Origin of the sequence: Acinetobacter proteolyticus (genome assembly GCF_000367945.1) — a bacterium.
Lineage (GTDB): Bacteria > Pseudomonadota > Gammaproteobacteria > Pseudomonadales > Moraxellaceae > Acinetobacter > Acinetobacter proteolyticus.
In genome coordinates this window covers 3007765-3031598 of record NZ_KB849179.1, presented here as the reverse complement: position 1 = coordinate 3031598, position 23834 = coordinate 3007765, and the positions used below count along the sequence as shown (strand labels likewise).

The 23834-nt window shown below is 42.5% G+C and carries 17 protein-coding genes, 2 tRNA genes and 3 rRNA genes; 10 read left to right on the top strand and 12 right to left on the bottom strand.

Features of this window, described 5'->3' with window-relative positions:
• Positions 1-44 precede the first annotated feature (44 nt).
• The 4 genes from F993_RS02980 to F993_RS02995 all read right to left on the bottom strand — a co-directional run bounded on the left by F993_RS02980 (position 45) and on the right by F993_RS02995 (position 3953).
• Complete coding sequence (locus tag F993_RS02980; protein ID WP_004656808.1) at positions 45-953, bottom strand: matrixin family metalloprotease; 909 nt, start codon at positions 951-953, stop codon at positions 45-47.
• A gap of 386 nt (positions 954-1339) precedes the next feature.
• A complete protein-coding gene (locus F993_RS02985; RefSeq protein WP_004656804.1) occupies positions 1340-2251 on the bottom strand; it encodes a matrixin family metalloprotease in 912 nt (303 codons plus the stop codon).
• 380 nt (positions 2252-2631) lie between these two features.
• On the bottom strand, positions 2632-3540 hold the full coding sequence (locus tag F993_RS02990; RefSeq protein ID WP_004656802.1) for a matrixin family metalloprotease: 909 nt from the start codon (positions 3538-3540) through the stop codon (positions 2632-2634).
• Positions 3537-3953 (bottom strand): hypothetical protein, encoded by a 417-nt coding sequence (locus F993_RS02995; protein ID WP_004656800.1) that lies wholly within the window; start codon positions 3951-3953, stop codon positions 3537-3539. The genes F993_RS02990 and F993_RS02995 overlap by 4 nt, the downstream gene beginning before the upstream one ends.
• A gap of 206 nt (positions 3954-4159) precedes the next feature.
• Between F993_RS02995 and F993_RS03000 the strand changes: the two genes are divergently transcribed.
• Positions 4160-5035: an MBL fold metallo-hydrolase gene (locus F993_RS03000; protein ID WP_004656798.1), complete on the top strand. Its 876-nt coding sequence runs from the start codon at positions 4160-4162 to the stop codon at positions 5033-5035.
• 57 nt (positions 5036-5092) lie between these two features.
• Here the strand turns inward: F993_RS03000 and dnaK are convergent, their stop codons facing one another.
• The 3 genes from dnaK to F993_RS03015 all read right to left on the bottom strand — a co-directional run bounded on the left by dnaK (position 5093) and on the right by F993_RS03015 (position 8813).
• The gene (dnaK, locus tag F993_RS03005; RefSeq protein WP_004656796.1) at positions 5093-7039 is read right to left on the bottom strand and encodes a molecular chaperone DnaK; all 1947 of its coding nucleotides are present in this window, start codon (positions 7037-7039) and stop codon (positions 5093-5095) included.
• Positions 7040-7213: 174 nt separating this feature from the next.
• Entirely contained in the window at positions 7214-7759 is a 546-nt protein-coding gene (gene grpE / locus F993_RS03010) for a nucleotide exchange factor GrpE (protein WP_004656795.1), read from the bottom strand.
• A gap of 160 nt (positions 7760-7919) precedes the next feature.
• Positions 7920-8813 (bottom strand): LysR family transcriptional regulator, encoded by an 894-nt coding sequence (locus tag F993_RS03015; RefSeq protein ID WP_004656794.1) that lies wholly within the window; start codon positions 8811-8813, stop codon positions 7920-7922.
• A 107-nt stretch (positions 8814-8920) separates the two neighbouring features.
• On the opposite strand from F993_RS03015, the gene F993_RS03020 reads away from it, so the two are divergent.
• From F993_RS03020 to rrf, 9 genes are all read left to right on the top strand, one after another.
• On the top strand, positions 8921-9775 hold the full coding sequence (locus F993_RS03020; RefSeq protein ID WP_004656793.1) for an MBL fold metallo-hydrolase: 855 nt from the start codon (positions 8921-8923) through the stop codon (positions 9773-9775).
• Between the two features lie 388 nt (positions 9776-10163).
• Positions 10164-10403, top strand: coding sequence for a hypothetical protein (locus tag F993_RS03025; protein WP_004656792.1), 240 nt, complete (start codon positions 10164-10166; stop codon positions 10401-10403).
• A gap of 361 nt (positions 10404-10764) precedes the next feature.
• Positions 10765-11835, top strand: a complete 1071-nt coding sequence (locus tag F993_RS03030; protein ID WP_212749788.1) for an alpha/beta hydrolase — start codon at positions 10765-10767, stop codon at positions 11833-11835.
• A 133-nt stretch (positions 11836-11968) separates the two neighbouring features.
• On the top strand, positions 11969-12526 hold the full coding sequence (locus F993_RS03035) for a peptidylprolyl isomerase (RefSeq protein WP_004656790.1): 558 nt from the start codon (positions 11969-11971) through the stop codon (positions 12524-12526).
• Between the two features lie 422 nt (positions 12527-12948).
• Positions 12949-14486, top strand: a 16S ribosomal RNA gene (locus F993_RS03040).
• A gap of 59 nt (positions 14487-14545) precedes the next feature.
• A tRNA-Ile gene (locus F993_RS03045) sits at positions 14546-14622 on the top strand.
• 55 nt (positions 14623-14677) lie between these two features.
• Positions 14678-14753, top strand: a tRNA-Ala gene (locus F993_RS03050).
• Between the two features lie 377 nt (positions 14754-15130).
• Positions 15131-18022: ribosomal RNA gene (locus F993_RS03055) — 23S ribosomal RNA — on the top strand.
• 159 nt (positions 18023-18181) lie between these two features.
• Positions 18182-18296, top strand: a 5S ribosomal RNA gene (gene rrf / locus F993_RS03060).
• The 16S, 23S and 5S rRNA genes sit together here with 2 tRNA genes alongside, the layout of an rRNA operon.
• Before the next feature lie 77 nt (positions 18297-18373).
• Here the strand turns inward: rrf and F993_RS03065 are convergent.
• From F993_RS03065 to ileS, 5 genes are all read right to left on the bottom strand, one after another.
• Complete coding sequence (locus F993_RS03065; RefSeq protein ID WP_004656789.1) at positions 18374-18919, bottom strand: type 1 glutamine amidotransferase domain-containing protein; 546 nt, start codon at positions 18917-18919, stop codon at positions 18374-18376.
• Positions 18920-19243: 324 nt separating this feature from the next.
• Positions 19244-19786 (bottom strand): NADPH-dependent FMN reductase, encoded by a 543-nt coding sequence (locus tag F993_RS03070; protein WP_004656788.1) that lies wholly within the window; start codon positions 19784-19786, stop codon positions 19244-19246.
• Positions 19787-19892: 106 nt separating this feature from the next.
• On the bottom strand, positions 19893-20375 hold the full coding sequence (locus F993_RS03075; RefSeq protein WP_004656787.1) for an FKBP-type peptidyl-prolyl cis-trans isomerase: 483 nt from the start codon (positions 20373-20375) through the stop codon (positions 19893-19895).
• 1 nt (position 20376) lies between these two features.
• Positions 20377-20919: a signal peptidase II gene (gene lspA, locus F993_RS03080; protein WP_004656786.1), complete on the bottom strand. Its 543-nt coding sequence runs from the start codon at positions 20917-20919 to the stop codon at positions 20377-20379.
• Positions 20912-23749 (bottom strand): isoleucine--tRNA ligase, encoded by a 2838-nt coding sequence (ileS, locus tag F993_RS03085; RefSeq protein WP_004656785.1) that lies wholly within the window; start codon positions 23747-23749, stop codon positions 20912-20914. The genes lspA and ileS overlap by 8 nt, the downstream gene beginning before the upstream one ends.
• Positions 23750-23834 lie beyond the last annotated feature (85 nt).

The window sequence follows — 23834 nt, the reverse complement described above, 5'->3', positions numbered from 1 at the left end:
AGCACATCATCTTATATTCATCTAGCATGCGTTATGATCTGCTTTTAATCAGCCAAACCGAGTAACTTGAGATCTGTATCCGTTAACTGGAAATCTTTGGCATCTTGATCTTTAATCCGTGGATACATTAAAGACTTTGGATCACGGGTGTGCTTGAGACCCAAAGCATGACCGAATTCATGCGCTAAAGTTAAACGTAGATCATCGATTGAAGAAAACTCATAAATAAAAATCTGTTTGCCATCAAATTGGCCTTTGTGTAGTACTTCAGGCTTAAAGGTTTCATTAAATTCATTCACAGAAGCACTTAATTGCTGATGAATCTGCTTTGATTTTTCAGCCTGTTGCTGATTTTGCTGAACTTTATGATTGTATTCAGTGATCTTGGCTTGCAACTTCTGAGCTTGTTGCTGTAATTGCTGCTGCTGTTTTTGTAAGGCAATGAACAGTGCTTTATTGCTGCTGTCTGCCTTATATTGAGCTAAGCCTTGTTGGTATTGCTGAGCTTGGGTTTCATAAGCTTGCTTTTGGCGCTCAAGCTGGGCATTGCTCTCGGCCAAATCTGCGTTGATTTTTTGCAACTGTTCATTTCGGTTTACCCAATTCTGTTGTTCCTGCTCAAGTTGACCTAAGCTTTCAGCACGTTTCATGCTGCGAATTTGACGCTGATCAAACACCAGATTAATGGCAAATTCAGCTTCAGGATCATACACAAAATATGTTTGCCCTGTGTTTTTTTCCCAAATTGCTGCTGCTTGCTGACTTAAGTCAATCATTTGCTGTTGATCAATATTCAAACGTGGGTCAAGTTCAGCGATACGATAACGTAAAGGTTGCGCTGTGCTATAGCGCACTTGTGACTGCGCTGAGGTAGTTGAGGAAATTTGAGCAAAAGCCGAGACGGGGACTAGCACGCTAAAGCAGGTAGCCAAAAGGAGAGATAAAAGACGCATAATAGGAGATAAAACATGAAAGAGGTCACATTTTAATCGAAAAAAAACAGTAGTCAAATTGATAGAAGCATGTTGAGCTTATGAGTTTTAAGGATATTTCCGTAAAATGAATAAAAATACATTTGTAGACATATAACTAAAAAATCGTGATAAAAAACAATATTTGTTTATTAAATGATCTAAAACCGACATCAGAACAATTGTTTATTTTTTATTTTAAATCGGCTTGATCTATAAAAATTGCTCGAAACATTTAGAAAAGATATTTTTTTTCAGCTCAAAAAATACATTCTATTTCACATAAAATATTTATCTATTTGTACAAAAACTATACTTAAAGTCTAGTCTTTGTTAATTCTTGTAAAGCATTTTGACCTAAAATCAGTTTAATAGATGGCTTTCACAAGGTCTTTATCCGAATCTGTGAGTGCAAATTGTTGAAGGTTTTGTTTTTGGATGACAGGGTACATCAATGAACTTGGATCATTGGTATGTTCTAAACCAAGTGCATGCCCAAATTCATGTGCCAGTGTGAAACGGAGGTCATTGATCGAGGAAAACTCATAGATCAGAATCTGTTTACCGTTGAAATGACCTTTATGGAATAAGTGGGGTTGAAACACTTGATTAAATTGGCTTGCTGAAGCAACCAATTGTTGGTTGTTCTGATTTAAGTTCTGGATGTGTTGATTGAGTTGTTGTGTGCGTTGATTATGTTCTTGAACTTCATGTTGTAGTGCCAAAGACTGTTGTTGTAATGCTTTCTGTCTTTGTGAAAATTGTTGTGCCAAATCCTGAGAACTTGAACGGCTTTGATTGAAACGCTGTACTTCTGCATTATATTGTTGGAATTGGGTAGCGAGTTGCGCTTGCTTAGTGGCAATTAACGCGGTCGTTTTTTGCAGTTCATCTTTAGCTTGCTTTAATTGTTGATTTTGAGTTTCCCATTGTTTTTGCTGTTGCTTCAGTTGATCTAAGCCCTGTAATCGCTCAGCACTGCGTTGTTGACGCTCATCAAAGACTAGATTAATGCTAAATTCGGCTTGTGGATCATAAATAAAATTTTGTTGGCCAGTTTCTTGTTCCCACAGTTTGGCGGCTTGTTGAGTCAGCTCAAGTACTTGTTGCTGGCTTAAATTAAAGCGTGGATCAATCTCTGCGATACGATAATGCACGGTTTTTTTGGGGCTTTTGTGTTGGTATGTATCCACTGAATGGCTATTGCTTTGCGCATTGCTGAATTGAGATATGCCCATGCTCAAACAAGCAATCAAACAGGCTAGAGAATGAACTCGCATGCTGAAACTTCCCCAAATAAAAACTTATTTTTGATCATTATTTTGCGAGCGTCAAAATGCTATGTAGTTAATAAATAAAATGAAAAAGTGTGATTTTTTTCTAATAAATAAAAAAATAAATCGAATGATTTACACAATAAAAAAATATGATTTTTGTTGTTTTTTTAATCATAAGTCAAAAAATATCAACGAATTAAATTAACAGTCGTAAAAAGGTTTATGCATAAACGCAAAAAATTGACCTATTGTTAACTTTTGTAAAATTTTTCTGAAAGCGGCAAGTTTTTAACTTTTCAGTGAATAATTGTTTGTTTGTGACATTTATAGTCCATCCAATTTTGAGTTATTTTGGAGATATTCAACCTCAGCAGGGACGATGACTATCTTGTCTGTAATAGCGCACGATCAGCTTGGGTCAGGCGAAAATGAGCAGCATTTTGTTCTTTCATGATTGGATACATCAGGGCTTGAGCATCCTCAGCGTGGGCTAAGCCCAATGCGTGTCCGAACTCGTGAGCCAGTGTTAAACGTAGATCATCCTCAGATTCGAATTCATAAATAAAGATCTGTTTGCCATTAAATAAGCCTTTGTGAAATAAATGGGGTTTAAAGCGCTGTTTATATTGGCTCACCGAGGCATTGAGTTGTTGGTCTAAAGTATTGAGTTCATCGACTTGCTGATTTAATTGAGCAATCTTCTGATTATATTGGTTAATTTCCTGCTGCAAGGTTTGCACATTCTGCTCTAGATCCCGCTGGCGTTGCTGAAAATAGTCCGAATTGGCAAATGAGCTTGGATGCTGTCGTGCATTTTGTTGTTCTTGATTATAGTGCTGGATTTGCTGATTCAGTTGTTGTTGTTTTAAATCCAGAAATTGCTTACTGCGCATGATTTCCTGTTCGATCTGGTCCAGTTGTTGTTTTTTCTCTTGCCAATGTTGTTGATTCGACGCGAGTTGGCTTAAATGTTCTCGGCGTTGCTCACTTTCGATTTGACGTTCATCATAAATCAGGTGAATGGCGAGTTGGGCATTCGGATCATAGACAAAATAATCCTGCCCAGTACCATCTTGCCAGATTTGGGTGGCTTGCTGGCTGATGCTTTTGACTTGTTCAATGCTGAGCTTAAAGCGAGGGTCAACTTCAGCAATCCGATAACGCAGACGTGTATCCAGTGGATTGGCAATACGATCTGTCAGCGAGTTAAATTTAAGTTGAGGATGTTGACGCGTTTGATAGCCTGACCAAAGCAGAAATAGCACCAATACAACAAGGAAGATGAATTTCATTCGTTATTTTTGGAAAATAGAGGTTGATATAGGCTGGGTAGCACTAAAATTCCCCAGATCAGAGTAGAGAGAATATTGCCTAACTCATAAAAGATAGCACCAAACCCAGATATGAATGTTGAAGAATAGCTGGGTAACAGATAAATAAGTAACAGGGGGAAAAAACTATAGACGTAAAGCTTTCTTGCCCATTGTTTAAATAGCAGCAAGCCGATAAATACAATAACAAAACCAACGGTCAATATGCTTGAGATGACAAGTTCCCATTTCTGTGGTTCTGTTGCTAATAGTTCATTAATTGCAATCGACGTTTCATCGTATGCATCAAAGATTGCACCTATAAAAATACTAAGCAGCGAAAAAATAAATATTAATCTAAATTGGGTTTTACTAATGACAGGATCTATTTTCATTTTTCAACTAGCGATCATTTTTTAATACTTGGGATTATACCGAAAAATAATTTCATGTGTATCAAGCCAATCGTGCGGTATTCAACTCGATTTGCTTAAGGTTTAGGTTTAGTATTTTAGATGGGACTCCACTCATACACGAGTCATATTGTGGATGAGGCAATTCATTCTGACTGACAATTAAAACAAAATGCAAAGGAATATGCATGCTGAAATATCTACTCAAAGCACCTGAGGCTGTCTGGGCTGCGACTTCGCCCGCACCAGCAAAGGCAGAAAATCTAAAAATTAAATATCTGGGGACCGCAGGGTTTATCCTGTCTGATGCCAATCGAAGCTTAGTGCTTGATCCTTTTATTAGCCGTCCCAGTCTTTGGCTGACCTTTACTCAACCTTTATCTAGTGATCCAGCATTGGTTAAACACTATATCCCTGATGCGGATGAGGTACTGATTGGACATGCGCATTATGACCATATTCTGGATGCCGCAGAAGTGTGTAAACAAACAGGCGCTCGCTTGATTGGTTCACAAGCCAGTGTGATGTACGGGCGTTCTGCGGGTTTGCCTGAGCAACAGATGCAAGCCACACAGGGAAGGGAAGTGATTCACTGCGGTGCGTGGCAAGTGGTCGGTTTACCTTCAATCCATGGTAAGGCGCTGTTTGGTCGTGTTCCATTGCCAGGAGATATGACTGCACCGCCACCATATCCACCGAAGTTTCATCAGTTGCGACATGGTTTGGTCTTGAATTGGTGGATTGATACAGGACAACTGCGCGTTGTTCACATTGATTCCGCCGATTTTATCGAGCAAGAGTTGCAGGGCAAACAAGCCGATATTGTCTGTTTATGTGCAATCGGGCGCAAATATCGTCCAAACTATGTCAAAGATGTGGTGCGACTACTGAAACCGAAATACATTATTCCATGCCATTGGGATAGCATGGTGACACCGATTGATGCACCGTCACAGCTATTGCCTGGTGTGAATATTCCTAAGTTTATTGAAGAAATAAAAGCCTGCGGTGTTGTACCTTTGTTTATGCCAATTTTGGGTGAACTTTATTTTGAACAAAAATGATTCATCTTAAAATATAAAAAAACCGCGCTTGCGCGCGGTCTTTTCTAAAGAGACAAATTATTTTTTGTCATCTTTTACTTCTGTGAACTCAGCATCTACAACGCCATCGTCCGCTTTCTGTTGTTGACCAGCATCACCACCTTGGAATGCATTTGGATCAAAACCTTCTGCGCCGCCAGCTGCACCTTGTGCTTGTTCATAAGCACGTTGTGTAATTGGCATCAAGATGTTTTGTAAAGCTTCAGTTTTCGCTTTGATGTCTTCAACATCATTTTCTTTCGTTGCTGCTTCAAGCTCAGAAACCGCAGTTGTGATGGCAGTTTTTTCATCTTCAGTGACTTTATCACCAAGATCTTTAACTGCTTTCGTCGAGCTAGAAACAAGCGCATCTGCTTCGTTACGTGCTTTTGCTAACTCTTCAAACTTACGATCTTCTTCAGCATTCGCTTCAGCATCTTTGATCATTGCTTCGATTTCAGCATCAGACAAGCCTGAGTTTGCTTTAATCTGGATCGATTGCTCTTTACCCGTGCTCTTATCTTTCGCTGATACTTTTAAGATACCGTCAGCGTTGATGTCGAACGATACTTCAATTTGCGGTACGCCACGTGGAGCAGGTGGGATATCGCCTAACTGGAAGTTACCCAACAATTTGTTTTGTTGAGCCATTTTACGCTCACCTTGGTAAACCGAAATGTCTACTGCAGGCTGGTTGTCAGCAGCGGTAGAGAACACTTGTGATTTCTTCGCAGGAATCGTGGTGTTTTTCTCAATGATCGGAGTCAATACGCCGCCCATCGTTTCGATACCTAAAGTTAACGGTGTTACGTCTAATAAAAGCACGTCAGTTTTGTCACCAGACAATACTGCACCTTGAATTGCTGCACCAATCGCAACTGCTTCGTCAGGGTTCACGTCTTTACGTGGCTCTTTACCGAAGAATTCTTGTACTTTTTGTTGTACAAGTGGCATACGAGACTGACCACCAACCAAGATCACGTCAGAGATGTCAGACGTCGAAAGACCCGCATCTTTAAGTGCAATACGGCAAGGCTCAATCGTACGAGCAACTAAGTCAGCAACCAAACCTTCAAGTTTTGCACGTGTTACGTTGATCACTAAGTGTTTAGGACCAGTCGCATCAGCAGTGATGTATGGAAGGTTGATTTCCGTTGCATTCGATGAAGAAAGTTCGATTTTTGCTTTTTCAGCAGCTTCTTTCAAACGTTGTAACGCAAGTGGATCATTTTTCAAGTTCACACTTTGTTCTTTCTTGAATTCTTCAACCAAGAATTCAATTAATGCGTTATCAAAGTCTTCACCACCAAGGAAAGTATCACCATTGGTTGATAACACTTCGATTTGCTGGTCGCCATCAAGATCAGCGATTTCAATGATTGATACGTCGAATGTACCACCACCTAAGTCGTAAACTGCAACTTTACGGTCGCCTTCTTTTTTATCCATACCGAACGCAAGTGCCGCAGCAGTTGGTTCGTTAATGATACGTTTAACGTCTAAACCAGCGATTTTACCTGCATCTTTAGTTGCTTGACGTTGCGCATCGTTAAAGTAAGCAGGAACAGTAATCACTGCTTCAGTTACAGTTTCACCTAAGTAGTCTTCTGCCGTTTTTTTCATCTTTTTCAAGATTTCAGCAGAGATCTGTTGAGGCGCTAATTTCTTATCGTTTACTTCAACCCAAGCATCGCCATTGTCTGCCTTGATGATTTTGTAAGGCACAAGACCGATATCTTTTTGTACCGCTTGATCTTCATAACGACGACCAATTAAACGCTTGATTGCGAATAATGTATTTTTCGGGTTGGTTACCGCTTGACGTTTCGCGCTTTGACCCACAAGGATCTCGCCATCTTTATATGCAATGATCGATGGAGTTGTACGTGCGCCTTCAGCGTTTTCAATTACTTTTACTTTATCGCCTTCAAGTACAGCAACACATGAGTTGGTAGTACCTAAGTCAATACCAATAATTTTTGCCATTGATTGTGTTCCTCTAAAATTTTTTGAATCCCCTAATTTCACTTTTGGTAAAGGGGATTTGCTTGTTATTCGATATGAGAGTCAATTGGTATTTTTCAAGCATTTTTATGAAAAAAAATCAAAAAACTCTCAAATTTCTGCATTTTTGAGCAAATAAACGCTTTGCTGCTTAGATTATTGACCAACCATCACCATCGCTGGGCGAAGTAGGCGACCATTTAAGGTATAGCCCTTCTGTAAAACAGTGCCAATTTGGTTGGCTTTGGCATTTGGATCGATCCCAACTGCTTGGTGTAAATCTGCATTGAAGCCATTTTGTGTATCCGCTTCAAGCACACCAAACTTCTCAAGCGTGGTGAGTAATGATTTCAGGGTCAGCTTGACGCCTTCAAGTACAGGCGTTTCTTCTTCGCCAGCAGCTTGAATTGCACGTTCAAGGTTATCGACGGAATCCAGTAATTCTTTTGCAAATTTTTCTAGCACAGTGTCTTTGTGCTTTTCAGATTCGCGTTGAATACGCTCGACACTCTTCTGCGCTTCATAAACAGCATTGGCAGTACGTGCTTTTTCTAGTTTCAAGCTTTCTTCGAGTTTGGTGATTTGCGCTTGTAAATCTTCAACGCTAAGCTCGTTTGCTTGCTCTATACCTTCAGCTTGAGTTTGTTCAGTCTGTTGCTCATTTTGAATGTCTTGAGCTTGCTCATTGTGCTCATTAGCCATTGATGATCTCCGTTGAAAAAGGTTCTTAAACATGTACAGTCCTTTTTGGCGTGAATGCTCATAGGGTTAAACCCGAACTGCCACATCTTGGTCATTCATAGATAGGGATGAAGTATGGGCAAGCCGACAAAATTCAAGCGTTCAGGTCGATTTAAATCTTTTAATTTTGCTGATTTAAGTAAAAATTTAAGTTTTCGATGACAAAAGCAATAAATTCTTGAGTAATTTTCGGTAAATGTTGTCTCGATGCATAGACTAAGGACAAGGTCAGATCGGGTGCAGCAAAATCTGTAAATACCTGTTGCAAACGTTGCTGCGCAATATCCTTGCGCACCAGCAACGTTGGCAACATGGCAATCCCTTGGGCTTTAAGACACATTTGATAAAGCGCAATCACATCGTTGCTTTTAAACGTAACATTTAATGGATAGTTTTGCGGTTGCTGATCTGTATCAAACAAGGTCCAGTACTGGTTATGGGTATGATGGGCAATGCATTCATGTTGAATCAACTGACTGGGATGTGACAGGGGCGTGTGGTCTTGTAAATAATGGGGATGTGCGCAAAAGGTGGATTCAATTTGACAGACAGGTCGGGCAATCAGCCCATCTGCAACTTTCTGGGTAATCCTCAAAGCAAGATCAACATGAGCATCCATTAAGTCCACGGTATTTTCTGTTAAATAGACATCAAAATGAATCTGTGGGTAGCGTTTCTTAAACTGTTTAATACATTCATTCACACCCAGTTGAAACAGAAATAGGCCACAGGTAAACCGAATCGTACCACTGTGCTGCTCAGGTGCAGCCAAACCTTCAAGTAACTGTTGCTGCTGTAAAATATTTTCACAATAGACCAAGGCTTTTTCACCCGCAGGGGTGAGCGAAACTTTACGGGTATTACGTTGAAACAACCGCGTCGAAAAAGTTTGTTCGAGATGTTCTAAATAACGTGACACCATCGCCTTAGAATAATCCAGATGTTCGGCCGCTTTACTGAGATTGCCTTGATGTGCAATACAGACAAAGACTTGAATGGCTTTTAAGGTATCCATGTTTATTATCATTGTTGCAAGATATGCAACATTTTATCTTAATTCAGGGTGTTTATTCAGCAATAATTGCAATTTAAAGTGTTCCTTATCAGATTGGAGACGATAAGATGAATACCAAACCCTACCTCATTGCTTTATCTACTTTAGCGGCAAGCTCTGCTGCTTTTGCACAAGACTTAAAAATCCAGAACTTTTTGGCTCAACCTGAACACTTTGGTGTGACTTCGACCCTAATTGAAGGTGATAAAGAAGTTTTATTGGTGAATGCACAATTCTCTAAATCAGAAGCATTGCGTATCGCTGCGGATATTTTAGATAGTGGTAAAACCTTAAAAACCATTTTTGTCAGCTATGGCGATCCAGACTTCTATTTTGGTTTAGATGTGTTTAAGCAATACTTCCCGAACGTGCAGGTGATTGCGACGCCTGAAACGGTGAAGCATATTCAGGATACGCAAGCGCTGAAAGTACAGTATTGGGGTCCAAAAATGGGTGCCAATGCACCGAGCAAGATTATTGTTCCACAAGCATATACGGCTAAAACCTTAACATTAGAAAATGAAAATATCGAAATTAAAGGTAAGAAAGAACTGACCTATTTGTGGATTCCGAGTGCCAAAGCTGTAGTCGGTGGTATTCCAGTGTCTTCGGGGATCCATCTGTGGACTGCGGATACCGCAACAGCCAAAGATCGTGCAGAAGTGGTACAGACTTTGGAAAATATTAAAGCCTTAAATCCACAAGTGGTGGTGCCCGCACATATGAAAGCGGGTGCGGCCGAAGGTCTTGATGCGGTGAACTTCTCGATTGACTATTTAAAGCAATATGAGAAAGCGGTAAAAGCCAGCAAAAATTCAGCTGAATTAATTGGAATTATGCAAAAACAGTATCCAACGTTAGGCGAGTCAAGCAGTTTAGAGTTGGGCGCCAAAGTGGTGAAAGGTGAGATGCAATGGCCTTAAACCAAGCTAAATAAACTGAAGAACCGTGATCAGAAGTCACGGTTTTTTATGACTGCTACATTTAATTTTAATCAAAATTACGCAATTGTAATCTTTTAAGCAGATTGTACGGTGTTTCTATGAATTATAAAAAAATAAGATAATCACCTTTTAACTAAAAAAATAAAGCTAAAAACCGTTAAATTACTTTAACTCTAATGCTTTAGCGGTTTTGAAGGTTTTTCTAAATATGTGAAACATGAAGAAAGTTGATTTAAGAAAAATTGCAAAATAGAGCGGCTTACATAACAAACTGCAACTAATCCGCATCACGTCCAAGAAAAAAATTGTGAATCATAGGCATCGCAAAGACAACTTTGCTTTTTGTCATAATGAAAGGAAATACGAAATGAAAAAGTTAGCATTGATTTCTGCGGTTGTAGCTGGTGTTGCGTTAACAGCTGTAGGTTGCTCAACTCAAGGTGGTTTAGACGCGTCTGGTTCAGCTCAAACCACAGGTGCAAACCCAGCAGGCGTACAAGGTGGTGTTGGTGTACAAGGTGGTTCGTCAGTTGATGTTCAACCTGGTGGCGCTTCTGCTGATGTATCAGGTTCAGTTTCTGGTTCAGCGGGTACCACTGCTCAATAATTTTTTAGAATAAAGTTGGCTTCGCATGAGATTGAACACACGATGCCGCATGCAATCTTACAAATGTACTGCTATACATTGCGCGAAGTTAACTTCATTCATAAAACTGACACTCTTTTAGTGCTATAAAACTAGAACGAATTCATTGGTTCTAGTTTTATCGTTTTGACAATCTCATGTTAAAACAGCATTTAATTGACATAAAATGTAGTTGTGAATAAGCACTATGGTTAATGACTTTTTGATAATAGCCCTTTAGCGTACGACATATTTTTCAAATCTTGAACTTGATCTAAGACTTTAGAAAAGCATATAGTCAAAGACAACAAGAATTATGGACAGAGCGAAGAAGGGGACAGAAGTGACAGCATTACCTCAAAAAATTCAAACTATTCTAGACAAAGGGCAAGGCCCCGCTGCACGAGCGCTTGATAAGCTCCCCAAAATTGTACAAGAGTCTCTTGCCAAGCTTCTCGTTTATCCGCACCAATATCCAGATTTAGATTCTTTTACCAAATGTCTGATGGCTGTCCAAATTAAACAAGGGCGCATTGGCTTTATTGGCGATGATCCCATTGAATCCCGCCGTCAGTTTGATGCACAAATGTTGGCAATCATTAATCGGCCGACCTCAATTGAATCGGTTGAGGATATTCGTCTTCCGCTACAAAGCGGTACCGTCTTTGCCAGACATTATCACCCTGCACCTCATAAAAAATTGCCGATGATTGTGTTCTATCATGGTGGTGGTTTTGTGGTGGGCGGTTTGGATACGCATGACGAAGCCTGTCGTCTAATTGCCAAGTATGCAAAAGTACAGGTCTTAAGTATTGATTATCCACTCGCACCAGAAGCATCGCCGCAACTATTGATCAAATCATGTGAAGATGCCTTGGCATGGGTGTATCAAAATCGCCGTCAATTGAAAATCTATAAAAACCGGATTGCGGTTGCTGGGGACAGTGCAGGGGGTAATATCAGTACTGCTGTTGCGCAACATTCCGTAGGTAAAGCTTATGCACCCCAAGCACAGCTATTGATTTATCCAGTGGTAGATTTCAAAAGTCGCCATCCATCTTTCTATGCTTATGGGGATGGTTTGGTGTTGACTAGCAAAGATGTAGACTATGTCACTGACTATTATGCGACACAACATAATGTTGCATTAGATGATCCGTTGATCTCACCAACCTATGGCAGCCTTAGAAAGTTGGCGCCTGCCTATGTGATTACAGCAGGGCATGATCTATTGCATGATGAAGGTGCAATCTATAGTCATAAGCTCAGACAAAACGGGGTAAAAGTCCAATACGTGGATTACCCCGATCAGACGCATGGCTTTATTAACCTGACACCTGTATCGAGTAAGGCCAAACGCAATACCATTGAAGTTGCCAAAAACTTTAGAAAATTTTGGGATAAACATAGTTAATAACGTTCGAGCCGATGTTTCACGTGAAACATCGGTTTTTTGTTTTAAAGATAACAAATAGAAATAGCAAAATAGCATCAGCAAAACTAAGATGAGCATTCACAACAAATCAATGATCAAGCCGAGAAAAGCAATGATGAAAAAGTTGTTTATGACAACAGGTTTAATTTTGGCAAATAGCCATTTATTTGCAAATACTATGGTTGATATGAAAACCAGTATGGGCAACATCGAAATCGAACTTTTTGATGATAAAGCACCTGTGTCTGCAAAAAACTTTGAAAGCTATGTAAAAAGCAACTTCTATACAGGCACGATCTTCCATCGCGTGATTCCTGGCTTTATGGTGCAGGGTGGTGGTTTAGATGCCAACATGATTGAGAAGACAACCAAAGCCCCAATTGTGAATGAGTCGAGCAATGGTTTGAAGAACACACGTGGTACTTTGGCCATGGCACGTACCAGTAACCCGAATTCTGCAAGTAGCCAATTCTTTATTAATGTCGCAGATAATAACTTCTTAAATAAGTCACCGATGGACGCAGGTTATGCCGTATTTGGGAAAGTAACCAAAGGGATGGATATTGTTGATAAGATCGTGAATGTACCAACGGCCAACTATGGTATGCATCAAAATGTACCGAAACAGCCCATTAAAATTATCAGTGTACAGATAAAGAACAGTAAGTAAAAAACAAAGCAGAAATATCTATAAAATATTTCTGCTTTAATTTTATGTGCTTACGAGAATTATGCTGCTTTGTTAAACAGATTGGTGTGTAAAAAAAGAACACTCGATAAAACAAGGGTTTAAAAAAGCTTGCACCCTAAAAAAAATCTCCTATAATGCACTCATCCCGACGCGATGAAGCAAAAATAACTTAGCTTTAACTGGTTAAGTTGTTAAATATTTATTGCGTTATTTACCGCTGACGAGGTGGTAAAAAGATCATTAAGAGAATAGAAGAACAACTTGTGTGGATTTTTACTAGTTAATCAATCGAAAATATTTCATTGATTGAAGAGTAGAAATTTCTCGAAGTTTATTTGAGCGAATTTTTAGTCAGAAAATTGATGAGCCAAGATTTGTAGCCATAAGCTACTAATGATTTTAAACTGAAGAGTTTGATCATGGCTCAGATTGAACGCTGGCGGCAGGCTTAACACATGCAAGTCGAGCGGAGTGATGGTGCTTGCACTATCACTTAGCGGCGGACGGGTGAGTAATGCTTAGGAATCTGCCATTTAGTGGGGGACAACATTCCGAAAGGAATGCTAATACCGCATACGTCCTACGGGAGAAAGCAGGGGATCTTCGGACCTTGCGCTAAATGATGAGCCTAAGTCGGATTAGCTAGTTGGTGGGGTAAAGGCCTACCAAGGCGACGATCTGTAGCGGGTCTGAGAGGATGATCCGCCACACTGGGACTGAGACACGGCCCAGACTCCTACGGGAGGCAGCAGTGGGGAATATTGGACAATGGGCGGAAGCCTGATCCAGCCATGCCGCGTGTGTGAAGAAGGCCTTTTGGTTGTAAAGCACTTTAAGCGAGGAGGAGGCTACCTGGATTAATACTCTAGGATAGTGGACGTTACTCGCAGAATAAGCACCGGCTAACTCTGTGCCAGCAGCCGCGGTAATACAGAGGGTGCGAGCGTTAATCGGATTTACTGGGCGTAAAGCGTGCGTAGGCGGCTTTTTAAGTCGGATGTGAAATCCCCGAGCTTAACTTGGGAATTGCATTCGATACTGGGAAGCTAGAGTATGGGAGAGGATGGTAGAATTCCAGGTGTAGCGGTGAAATGCGTAGAGATCTGGAGGAATACCGATGGCGAAGGCAGCCATCTGGCCTAATACTGACGCTGAGGTACGAAAGCATGGGGAGCAAACAGGATTAGATACCCTGGTAGTCCATGCCGTAAACGATGTCTACTAGCCGTTGGGGCCTTTGAGGCTTTAGTGGCGCAGCTAACGCGATAAGTAGACCGCCTGGGGAGTACGGTCGCAAGACTAAAACTCAAATGAATTGACGGGGGCCCGCACAAGCGGTGGAGCATGTGGTTTAATTCGATGCAACGCGAAGAACCTTACCTGGTCTTGACATAGTAAGAACTTTCCAGAGATGGATTGGTGCCTTCGGGAACTTACATACAGGTGCTGCATGGCTGTCGTCAGCTCGTGTCGTGAGATGTTGGGTTAAGTCCCGCAACGAGCGCAACCCTTTTCCTTATTTGCCAGCGGGTTAAGCCGGGAACTTTAAGGATACTGCCAGTGACAAACTGGAGGAAGGCGGGGACGACGTCAAGTCATCATGGCCCTTACGACCAGGGCTACACACGTGCTACAATGGTCGGTACAAAGGGTTGCTACCTAGCGATAGGATGCTAATCTCAAAAAGCCGATCGTAGTCCGGATTGGAGTCTGCAACTCGACTCCATGAAGTCGGAATCGCTAGTAATCGCGGATCAGAATGCCGCGGTGAATACGTTCCCGGGCCTTGTACACACCGCCCGTCACACCATGGGAGTTTGTTGCACCAGAAGTAGGTAGTCTAACCGTAAGGAGGACGCTTACCACGGTGTGGCCGATGACTGGGGTGAAGTCGTAACAAGGTAGCCGTAGGGGAACCTGCGGCTGGATCACCTCCTTAACGAAAGATTGGTGACTGGTAAGAATCCACAACAAGTTGTTCTTCGAAGATGTATCTGAGGGTCTGTAGCTCAGTTGGTTAGAGCACACGCTTGATAAGCGTGGGGTCACAAGTTCAAGTCTTGTCAGACCCACCAAATCTGATTGCAGTAGCTTGGATTGAAAGATATGTCGTTCATTAAGTGATAAGCTGGGGACTTAGCTTAGTTGGTAGAGCGCCTGCTTTGCACGCAGGAGGTCAGGAGTTCGACTCTCCTAGTCTCCACCATACATTACGAAGTAATGTAAAAAACGAAAGTTAAATTCCAAGATAGCTTATAGAATTTAGTAAGTAGATAGCTTATTAAGTTCTGTGATTTATCACAGTTTACTACGCACCGACGAGGTGGTAGTTAATCATTAACAGATTAGTAGAATTGAGTCTGAAATAAATTGTTCACTCATTCTTTGATTTAAACGTTTCGATGTTTAAGTTGAATGAAATGAGAACTAGCAAAAACACTGAATCAAGCGTTTTGGTATATGAATTTAGATTGAAGCTGTACGGTGATTAAGTTCACGAAACAACAAGCTGTATGAATTAATGTTTACATTGATTCTGTTGCTACACCCACTTGTAGGTGTAACGACTGTTTGGGGTTGTATAGTCAAGTAATTAAGTGCATGTGGTGGATGCCTTGGCAGTCAGAGGCGATGAAAGACGTGATAGCCTGCGAAAAGCTCCGGGGAGGCGGCAAATATCCTTTGATCCGGAGATTTCTGAATGGGGGAACCCACCCGCTATAAGGCGGGTATCATAAGCTGAATACATAGGCTTATGAAGCGAACGAGGGGAAGTGAAACATCTCAGTACCCTTAGGAAAAGAAATCAATTGAGATTCCCTTAGTAGCGGCGAGCGAACGGGGATCAGCCCATTAAGTTATGTGTGTTCTAGTGGAACGCTCTGGGAAGTGCGAACGTAGAGGGTGATATTCCCGTACACGAAAGGGCACACACAATGATGACGAGTAGGGCGAGGCACGTGAAACCTTGTCTGAATATGGGGGGACCATCCTCCAAGGCTAAATACTCCTGACTGACCGATAGTGAACCAGTACCGTGAGGGAAAGGCGAAAAGAACCCCTGTGAGGGGAGTGAAATAGATCCTGAAACCGCATGCATACAAGCAGTGGGAGCCGACTTGTTCGGTGACTGCGTACCTTTTGTATAATGGGTCAGCGACTTATATTCAGTAGCAAGGTTAACCGCATAGGGGAGCCGTAGAGAAATCGAGTCTTAATAGGGCGTTTAGTTGCTGGGTATAGACCCGAAACCAGGCGATCTATCCATGAGCAGGTTGAAGGTTGGGTAACACTAACTGGAGGACCGAACCCACTGTCGTTGAAAAGCCAGGGGATGACTTGTGGATAGGGGTGAAAGGCTAATCAAGCCTGGTGATAGCTGGTTCTCCCCGAAAGCTATTTAGGTAGCGCCTCGGACGAATACCATTGGGGGTAGAGCACTGTTTCGGCTAGGGGGTCATCCCGACTTACCAAACCGATGCAAACTCCGAATACCAATGAGTACTATCCGGGAGACAGACTGCGGGTGCTAACGTCCGTAGTCAAGAGGAAAACAATCCAGACCGCCAGCTAAGGCCCCAAAATCATAGTTAAGTGGGAAACGATGTGGGAAGGCATAGACAGCTAGGAGGTTGGCTTAGAAGCAGCCACCCTTTAAAGAAAGCGTAATAGCTCACTAGTCGAGTCGGCCTGCGCGGAAGATGTAACGGGGCTAAAACTATGTGCCGAAGCTGCGGATTTGACTTTAAGTCAAGTGGTAGGGGAGCGTTCTGTAAGCCGATGAAGGTGTATTGAGAAGTATGCTGGAGGTATCAGAAGTGCGAATGCTGACGTGAGTAACGACAAAACGGGTGAAAAACCCGTTCGCTGAAAGACCAAGGGTTCCAGTCCAACGTTAATCGGGGCTGGGTGAGTCGACCCCTAAGGCGAGGCCGAGAGGCGTAGTCGATGGGAAATTGGTTAATATTCCAATACTTCTGTGTAATGCGATGAGAGGACGGAGAAGGTTAAGTCAGCCTGGCGTTGGTTGTCCAGGTGGAAGGTTGTAGGCATGTATCTTAGGCAAATCCGGGGTACTCTATGCTGAGAACTGATAGCAAGCTGTACTTGTACAGTGAAGTGGCTGATACCATGCTTCCAGGAAAAGTCTCTAAGCTTCAGTTACACAGGAATCGTACCCGAAACCGACACAGGTGGTCAGGTCGAGTAGACCAAAGCGCTTGAGAGAACTCTGCTGAAGGAACTAGGCAAAATGGTACCGTAACTTCGGGAGAAGGTACGCTGCTGACGGTGATGGGACTTGCTCCCTGAGCTATTGGCAGCCACAGAAACCAGGCCGCTGCAACTGTTTATTAAAAACATAGCACTCTGCAAACACGAAAGTGGACGTATAGGGTGTGATGCCTGCCCGGTGCTGGAAGGTTAATTGATGGGGTTAGCGTAAGCGAAGCTCTTGATCGAAGCCCCAGTAAACGGCGGCCGTAACTATAACGGTCCTAAGGTAGCGAAATTCCTTGTCGGGTAAGTTCCGACCTGCACGAATGGCATAATGATGGCGGCGCTGTCTCCAGCAGAGGCTCAGTGAAATCGAAATCGCTGTGAAGATGCAGTGTACCCGCGGCTAGACGGAAAGACCCCGTGAACCTTTACTGCAGCTTGACATTGAACTTTGACCTTACTTGTGTAGGATAGGTGGGAGGCTTTGAAGTACGAACGCTAGTTTGTATGGAGCCGTCCTTGAAATACCACCCTGGTAATGTTGAGGTTCTAACTCTGCCCCGTAATCCGGGGCGAGGACCATGTCTGGTGGGTAGTTTGACTGGGGCGGTCTCCTCCTAAAGAGTAACGGAGGAGTACGAAGGTGCGCTCAGCGTGGTCGGAAATCACGCGTAGAGTATAAAGGCAAAAGCGCGCTTAACTGCGAGACCCACAAGTCGAGCAGGTACGAAAGTAGGTCTTAGTGATCCGGTGGTTCTGTATGGAAGGGCCATCGCTCAACGGATAAAAGGTACTCTGGGGATAACAGGCTGATACCGCCCAAGAGTTCATATCGACGGCGGTGTTTGGCACCTCGATGTCGGCTCATCTCATCCTGGGGCTGAAGCAGGTCCCAAGGGTATGGCTGTTCGCCATTTAAAGAGGTACGCGAGCTGGGTTTAGAACGTCGTGAGACAGTTCGGTCCCTATCTACCGTGGGCGCTGGAAATTTGAGAGGATCTGCTCCTAGTACGAGAGGACCAGAGTGGACGAACCTCTGGTGTACCGGTTGTGACGCCAGTCGCATCGCCGGGTAGCTATGTTCGGAAGGGATAACCGCTGAAAGCATCTAAGCGGGAAGCCTACCTCAAGATAAGATTTCCCTAGGAATTTATTCCTCTAAAGAGCCGTTCGAGACTAGGACGTTGATAGGTTGGGTGTGGAAGCACGGTGACGTGTGAAGCTGACCAATACTAATTGCTCGTGAGGCTTGACTATACAACACCCAAACAGTTGTTGTATTCAAGATAAATTCAATACATAACTTGATTTAGTGTCAAAACTAGTTACAATACGACTCGATTAAACTAATCCGTTAATAACTCTTTCGGTACTAAGTGGCAAAAAACGTAAGACCACCCAAAACCAAAACAGTTTGCTGGCGACAATAGCAAGAGTGAACCACCTGATCCCTTCCCGAACTCAGAAGTGAAACCTCTTAGCGCTGATGGTAGTGTGGCACTTGCCATGTGAGAGTAAGTCATCGCCAGCTTTTAAATACGAACACCCCCAACCTAACCGTTGGGGGTGTTTTTTATGCCGCGAAAAAATATAATTCATTTCCAAGCTTCAGCTTTGATTCAGTTCATCGAGAATTGCCTGGCTAAATTCTGGAAGATCATCAGGGCAACGAGAGGTGATTAACAGCCAGTTATTGGTATTACAACGATGTACTGCTTCATCAACCCAGTGTGCACCTGCATTTTCTAGGTCTAGACGAATACTTTTATAGGAGGTCAGATTTTTATCCTTAATTCGTTCTGCATTGATTAGTGTCCAAGGCGCATGACAGATTGCAGCAATCGGCTTGTTTTGATCAGTGAAATATTGAATGATGGCATGGGCTTTTTCATTTAGACGTAAGGTATCCGCATTCACTGTTCCACCAGGAATAATCAAAATGTCGTAATCTTCTACAGAAACCTGATCCAATGAGGCTTGTGGTGTATAACTTGGGCCAAGTGCTTTATCACCTTTTACCGTCTGTACAGCATCAAAGCTTTCTGCTGCATGGATGACTTCAATACCTTTGCCTTTTAGAAATTCGAGTGGTTGAATCAGCTCATCATGTTCAACGCCTGCGTTAGATGTGATGATTAATGCTTTTTTACCCATGGTTACGACCTCAAAATCATTTTTATTTTAGGGTAACAAGCTAAAAACATGGAAAATGTAGGGCTTTCTGGGGCAGATTGTATCTTGCGGGATACGATGTCAATTTCTGTTACATGCTTCAAATAGATAAAAAGAAGCCCCATCATCCTGACGGGGCTTCTTCATATTCAGTTTATGTCGTTGATATCCTATTAACGACCACGTCCTGTGTGTTTTATTATTCTCAATGAGACTTCCTGTCTCTCTATGCTTTATATATTAGCGATCAAGCCGAAAGCTGAACAGACGTAAATCGATCTAATCAACGTACGCTTAGGCTTACAACTAGACGATATTATATTTCTGTAATTTAGCAATCAGTGCTGCTAAGCCTTTCACTTCAAACTCATTGGCATCAAAGTTCTCATCTTTATTGCGTTTAAAGATGTCGCGAATTTCAATCACTGCATTGGGGTCAACTAGACCTAAGCTTGAGGTCACTTGGCGAATTTGACTGATTGAACGTGAGCCATTGGTTGAACCATAGCCGATAAAGGCTGCAGGTTTACCTTGCCATTCTTTACCCACATAATCCAAGGCATTCTTCAGTGCTGGACTATAGCCATGGTTATATTCAGGGCTAATGAAGATAAACGCCTGCGCCTGCGCAATTTTATCTGCCCATTGCTGTTGTTTCGGCTGATCATAAATGCCTGTCGCAGGGGGATGGGAACCTGCAAATAGCGGTAAGTCCCATTTCTTAAGATCAACAACTTCGGTTTGAACATCTTCTAATGCAAGTTCTGCTGTCGCTTGCTCTACCCAATTGGCGACTTTGATCGCTGTGCGACCTTCCCGAACACTACCAACAATAATATAAATCAGCATGTTTAAATTCCTCTGTTATTACTTTGATTTTTAAAAATGAATCGTTGTTTATGATCTTATACTTTTTTTAAGCGATAAAAAAAGCTCTCATTTGAGAGCTTTTTTGTTACATCAATTTGATGCCTTGCTGACCCGCAGGAGTGACTTTGAAGATTTCCACTTCAAAGGTGATATTTTTGCCTGCCAGTGGATGATTAAAATCAATCTCGGTAATGTCATCATTGACTGATTTTACGATGCCAAACAAGGTTGCTTTGGCTTTATCTTCAAATTCAATCATATGACCTACAATTGGGCGTTGCTCAAATTTGACGGTATCGAAAGTCTGAATATTTTCAGGATTCCAAGGACCAAAGGAGTCTTCAGGTGGTAAATGTACAGTACGACGGTCGCCTGCACGTAAACCAAATAATGCCTTTTCGAATCCTGGCAGTAAGTTACCATCGCCAATTACGAGGCTGACAGGTTCTTCACGACCACGGGTGTTATCAATTTCGACACCATTTTCAATAGAGACTGAAAAGTGTAAGTCGACTTTTGAGCCTTCTTGAATACGAATTTCTTCGTTTGGTTGGATAATTTCGTTCATCTTATGCATCCGCATTTTGGTTGCGTTTCTTCTCTAAGAAGAAAGTATCAATCAGCAGCAAAATCGTGCCTAGGGTAATTGAGCTATCCGCAAGGTTGAAGGCTGGGAAATGGCTATTTTGATAATAAACATGAATAAAATCGACCACATAGCCTAAGCTGACACGATCAATCAAATTGCCAATTGCACCACCGAGAATCAACGCAATTGCCATCGGTAACACGATCATTTTCTTTGGCATACGCATTAGCCAGAAAATGAAAATGAGCGATACCACACCTGCTAGAGAGGTAAAGAAGTAGCGTTGCCAGCCACCTGCATCAGACAAAAAGCTGAATGCTGCGCCATAATTATGCAGCAGTGTCCAATTTAAAAAAGGCAGGACGGGAACAGGGTCCGCATAGTTTAAATGCGAACTGGCAATCCATTTGGTCCATTGATCCAACACAATGGCAAGGACTGAAAGTCCAAGCCATAGTACGTTGTGCGGGTAAAATTGGAATAAGCCTTTTTTCGTTGGGCTTGTTTGCACAGAATTATGCATATTTTCTCACTTCGCCACTGCCAGTGACGTTGATAATACAACGAGCGCATAAACCAGCATGACCAACGTGTGTATTTACATCAGGCAATACATGCCAGCAACGTACACATTTTTCACCATCTGCCGCCGAAACTTGCACACGTAGACCTTCGAGGTCTGTGCTTTCGCCTTGTTCAGCATAAGGGTGAACGATGACTTGAGAGGTAATCAAGACAAAACGTAATTCATCAGCCAATTGGTTTAACAATGTTTGTAATGCTTCATCTGCCCAAAGTTCAACTTTAGCAGATAGGTTACTACCGATGAGTTTAGCGTTACGAGCTGCTTCAATCTGTTTATTTACTGCTGATTTTACGCTAATCAATGTTTGCCAATCTGCTTCAGACAGTAAGTTTGCTGTTGATGCAGTTGGGATGTCATACCATTCAGCGGTAAATACATATTTTCCAGTTTGTTCTGGAATCAATGGCCAAGCTTCTTGTGCGGTAAAGCTCAAGATTGGTGACATCCAGCGTACAAAAGCTTGCACGATATGATATAGCGCAGTTTGCGCAGAATGACGTGCCTGTGAATCTGCTTTGGTGGTGTACTGACGATCTTTGATGATGTCGAGGTAGAAACCACCTAAGTCATTGATACAGAAGCTTGTTAGCGCATTGGTCACAATATGGAAGTTCATCTCTTCATAGGCTTGCTGGATGGTTTTTTGAACCTCAGCAGCGCGTTGCAAGATGTATTGATCCAATGCAATCAACTGGTCGACTGGTAACGCATCTGTTGATGGTTTGAAGCCATTCAAGTTTGCCAACAAGAAACGTAAGGTATTACGAATACGACGATAACCATCTGATGCGCGGCTAAAGATTTCTTTACCAGCTGTCATCTCGTAACGATAGTCGGCAGATGCGATCCAGAAACGTAAACCATCAGCACCCATATCTTTGATAATGTCTTGTGGGGTAATGATGTTGCCCAATGATTTGGACATCTTACGGCCTTTCTCATCGACCACGAAACCGTGGGTGAGTAGACCTTTATATGGTGCGCGTTCATTGATCGCGATCGAGGTTAACAACGACGATTGGAACCAGCCACGATGTTGATCTGAGCCTTCAAGATAGAGGTCTGCTGGATCTTGTAGGTCATCACGTTCACGCAGCACAGCGTAGTGGGTTGTCCCAGAGTCAAACCAAACGTCTAGGGTATCGCGGACTGCATTATATTGTTCAGCATCAGCACCGATAAACTCACTCGCTTCACGGTTATACCAACCATCGATACCTTCTTGTTCGATCAGTTTAGCCACTTCTTCGATCAATTCAGGCGTACGTGGGTGTAATGCATTGGTATCTTTGTGCACGAAAAATGGAATTGGCACACCCCAAGTACGTTGACGTGAGATACACCAGTCTGGACGACCTTCAATCATGGATTGAATACGGCTTTGTCCCCAATCAGGCACAAATTCGATCTCATTTTCAATTGCATTTAATGCATTTTGGCGCAGACCATTGGCATCCATACTGATAAACCATTGTGGCGTCGCACGGAAGATAATTGGAGTTTTATGGCGCCAGCAGTGTGGATAGCTATGTTTGATTGGCTGATGTGCCCATAGACGACCAACTGCACCCAATGCCTCAATGATTTGAGGATTGGCTTTATAGATGTGTTCCCCTGCAAAAATTGGCGATGTTGGTAAATAAACACCATTACCACCGACAGGGTTTTCAACTTTTAATTGATACAGCAAACCGACTTTATAATCGTCCACACCATGGCCAGGTGCAGTATGAACGGCACCTGTACCACTGGTTGCAATCACGTGCTCGCCTAAAATGACAGGGACTTGACGATCTGCCAACAGTGGATGTTGTAAAAGAAGGTTTTCGATTGCAGAACCTTTGAAATCAGCAAGTACCACTGGGTTTTCCAGTTTGTAACGTTCGATCGCTGATTCAACCAAGTCTTTGGCTAGAATAAAGTTTTGCGTACCACGGTCAGTGGTCACTTGAACCAATTGATAGTCGATGTCAGCGTGTAGCGCGACTGCTTGGTTGGCAGGTAAGGTCCATGGTGTAGTGGTCCAGATCACGATATCCGTGGCATCTTGAACATCAACATTCAAACGTGCGCTGAGATCTTTAAGATCAACAACCGTGAAGCCAACATCAATCGCATCTGATTTTTTATCTTCGTATTCAACTTCAGCTTCAGCCAATGATGAACCACAGTCCATACACCAGTTCACTGGTTTTAAACCCGGTTCGATATGACCTGCTTTGGCAATGGCACCCAATGCACGCACGATATCCGCTTCTTGCTTGAAGTTCATGGTCAGGTATGGATTGTCCCAATCACCAAAAACGCCCATACGCACAAAGTCTTTCTTCTGTAATTCGACTTGGGTGTAGGCATATTCACGGCAAGCTTTACGGAAAGTTGAGGCATCCACTTTAACGCCGACTTTACCGACTTTTTCTTCTACTTTTAGTTCGATTGGTAGGCCGTGACAGTCCCAACCCGGTACATACGGTGCATCGAAGCCATCTAAAACGCGACTTTTAATAATGATGTCTTTTAAGACTTTATTGACGGCATGACCTAAATGGATTTGACCATTGGCATATGGAGGGCCGTCATGAAGAACATATTTTTTCTTGCCAATACGCGATTCACGAATCTGCTGATAAATGTTGTCGGCATACCACTCTTCTAACCATTTGGCTTCACGCACAGCCAAATTTGCTTTCATGGCAAATTCAGTATCTGGCAAATTGAGTGTGGCTTTATAATCCACTGCATTTTCAGGAGTTTGCTTATCGCTCATGCAAGTTTTCTTCCAGTTTGATCAGTTTGTAAACTGACATGTATTACTTTAGGGTCTGTTAACACTTCAGCCATGCCTTGCGTTA

What these genes read in the sequence shown, in the direction of transcription:
- F993_RS03035 (WP_004656790.1), top strand. Translation starts at nt 11,969, where the DNA reads ATGATGAAAAAGTTGTTTATGACAACAGGTTTAATTTTGGCAAATAGC.
- F993_RS02980 (WP_004656808.1), bottom strand. Translation starts at nt 953, where the DNA reads ATGCGTCTTTTATCTCTCCTTTTGGCTACCTGCTTTAGCGTGCTAGTC.
- lspA (WP_004656786.1), bottom strand. Translation starts at nt 20,919, where the DNA reads ATGCATAATTCTGTGCAAACAAGCCCAACGAAAAAAGGCTTATTCCAA.
- F993_RS03025 (WP_004656792.1), top strand. Translation starts at nt 10,164, where the DNA reads ATGAAAAAGTTAGCATTGATTTCTGCGGTTGTAGCTGGTGTTGCGTTA.
- F993_RS03075 (WP_004656787.1), bottom strand. Translation starts at nt 20,375, where the DNA reads ATGAACGAAATTATCCAACCAAACGAAGAAATTCGTATTCAAGAAGGC.
- F993_RS03020 (WP_004656793.1), top strand. Translation starts at nt 8,921, where the DNA reads ATGAATACCAAACCCTACCTCATTGCTTTATCTACTTTAGCGGCAAGC.
- ileS (WP_004656785.1), bottom strand. Translation starts at nt 23,749, where the DNA reads ATGAGCGATAAGCAAACTCCTGAAAATGCAGTGGATTATAAAGCCACA.
- F993_RS02985 (WP_004656804.1), bottom strand. Translation starts at nt 2,251, where the DNA reads ATGCGAGTTCATTCTCTAGCCTGTTTGATTGCTTGTTTGAGCATGGGC.
- dnaK (WP_004656796.1), bottom strand. Translation starts at nt 7,039, where the DNA reads ATGGCAAAAATTATTGGTATTGACTTAGGTACTACCAACTCATGTGTT.
- F993_RS02995 (WP_004656800.1), bottom strand. Translation starts at nt 3,953, where the DNA reads ATGAAAATAGATCCTGTCATTAGTAAAACCCAATTTAGATTAATATTT.
- F993_RS03070 (WP_004656788.1), bottom strand. Translation starts at nt 19,786, where the DNA reads ATGCTGATTTATATTATTGTTGGTAGTGTTCGGGAAGGTCGCACAGCG.
- F993_RS03015 (WP_004656794.1), bottom strand. Translation starts at nt 8,813, where the DNA reads ATGGATACCTTAAAAGCCATTCAAGTCTTTGTCTGTATTGCACATCAA.
- F993_RS02990 (WP_004656802.1), bottom strand. Translation starts at nt 3,540, where the DNA reads ATGAAATTCATCTTCCTTGTTGTATTGGTGCTATTTCTGCTTTGGTCA.
- grpE (WP_004656795.1), bottom strand. Translation starts at nt 7,759, where the DNA reads ATGGCTAATGAGCACAATGAGCAAGCTCAAGACATTCAAAATGAGCAA.
- F993_RS03065 (WP_004656789.1), bottom strand. Translation starts at nt 18,919, where the DNA reads ATGGGTAAAAAAGCATTAATCATCACATCTAACGCAGGCGTTGAACAT.
- F993_RS03000 (WP_004656798.1), top strand. Translation starts at nt 4,160, where the DNA reads ATGCTGAAATATCTACTCAAAGCACCTGAGGCTGTCTGGGCTGCGACT.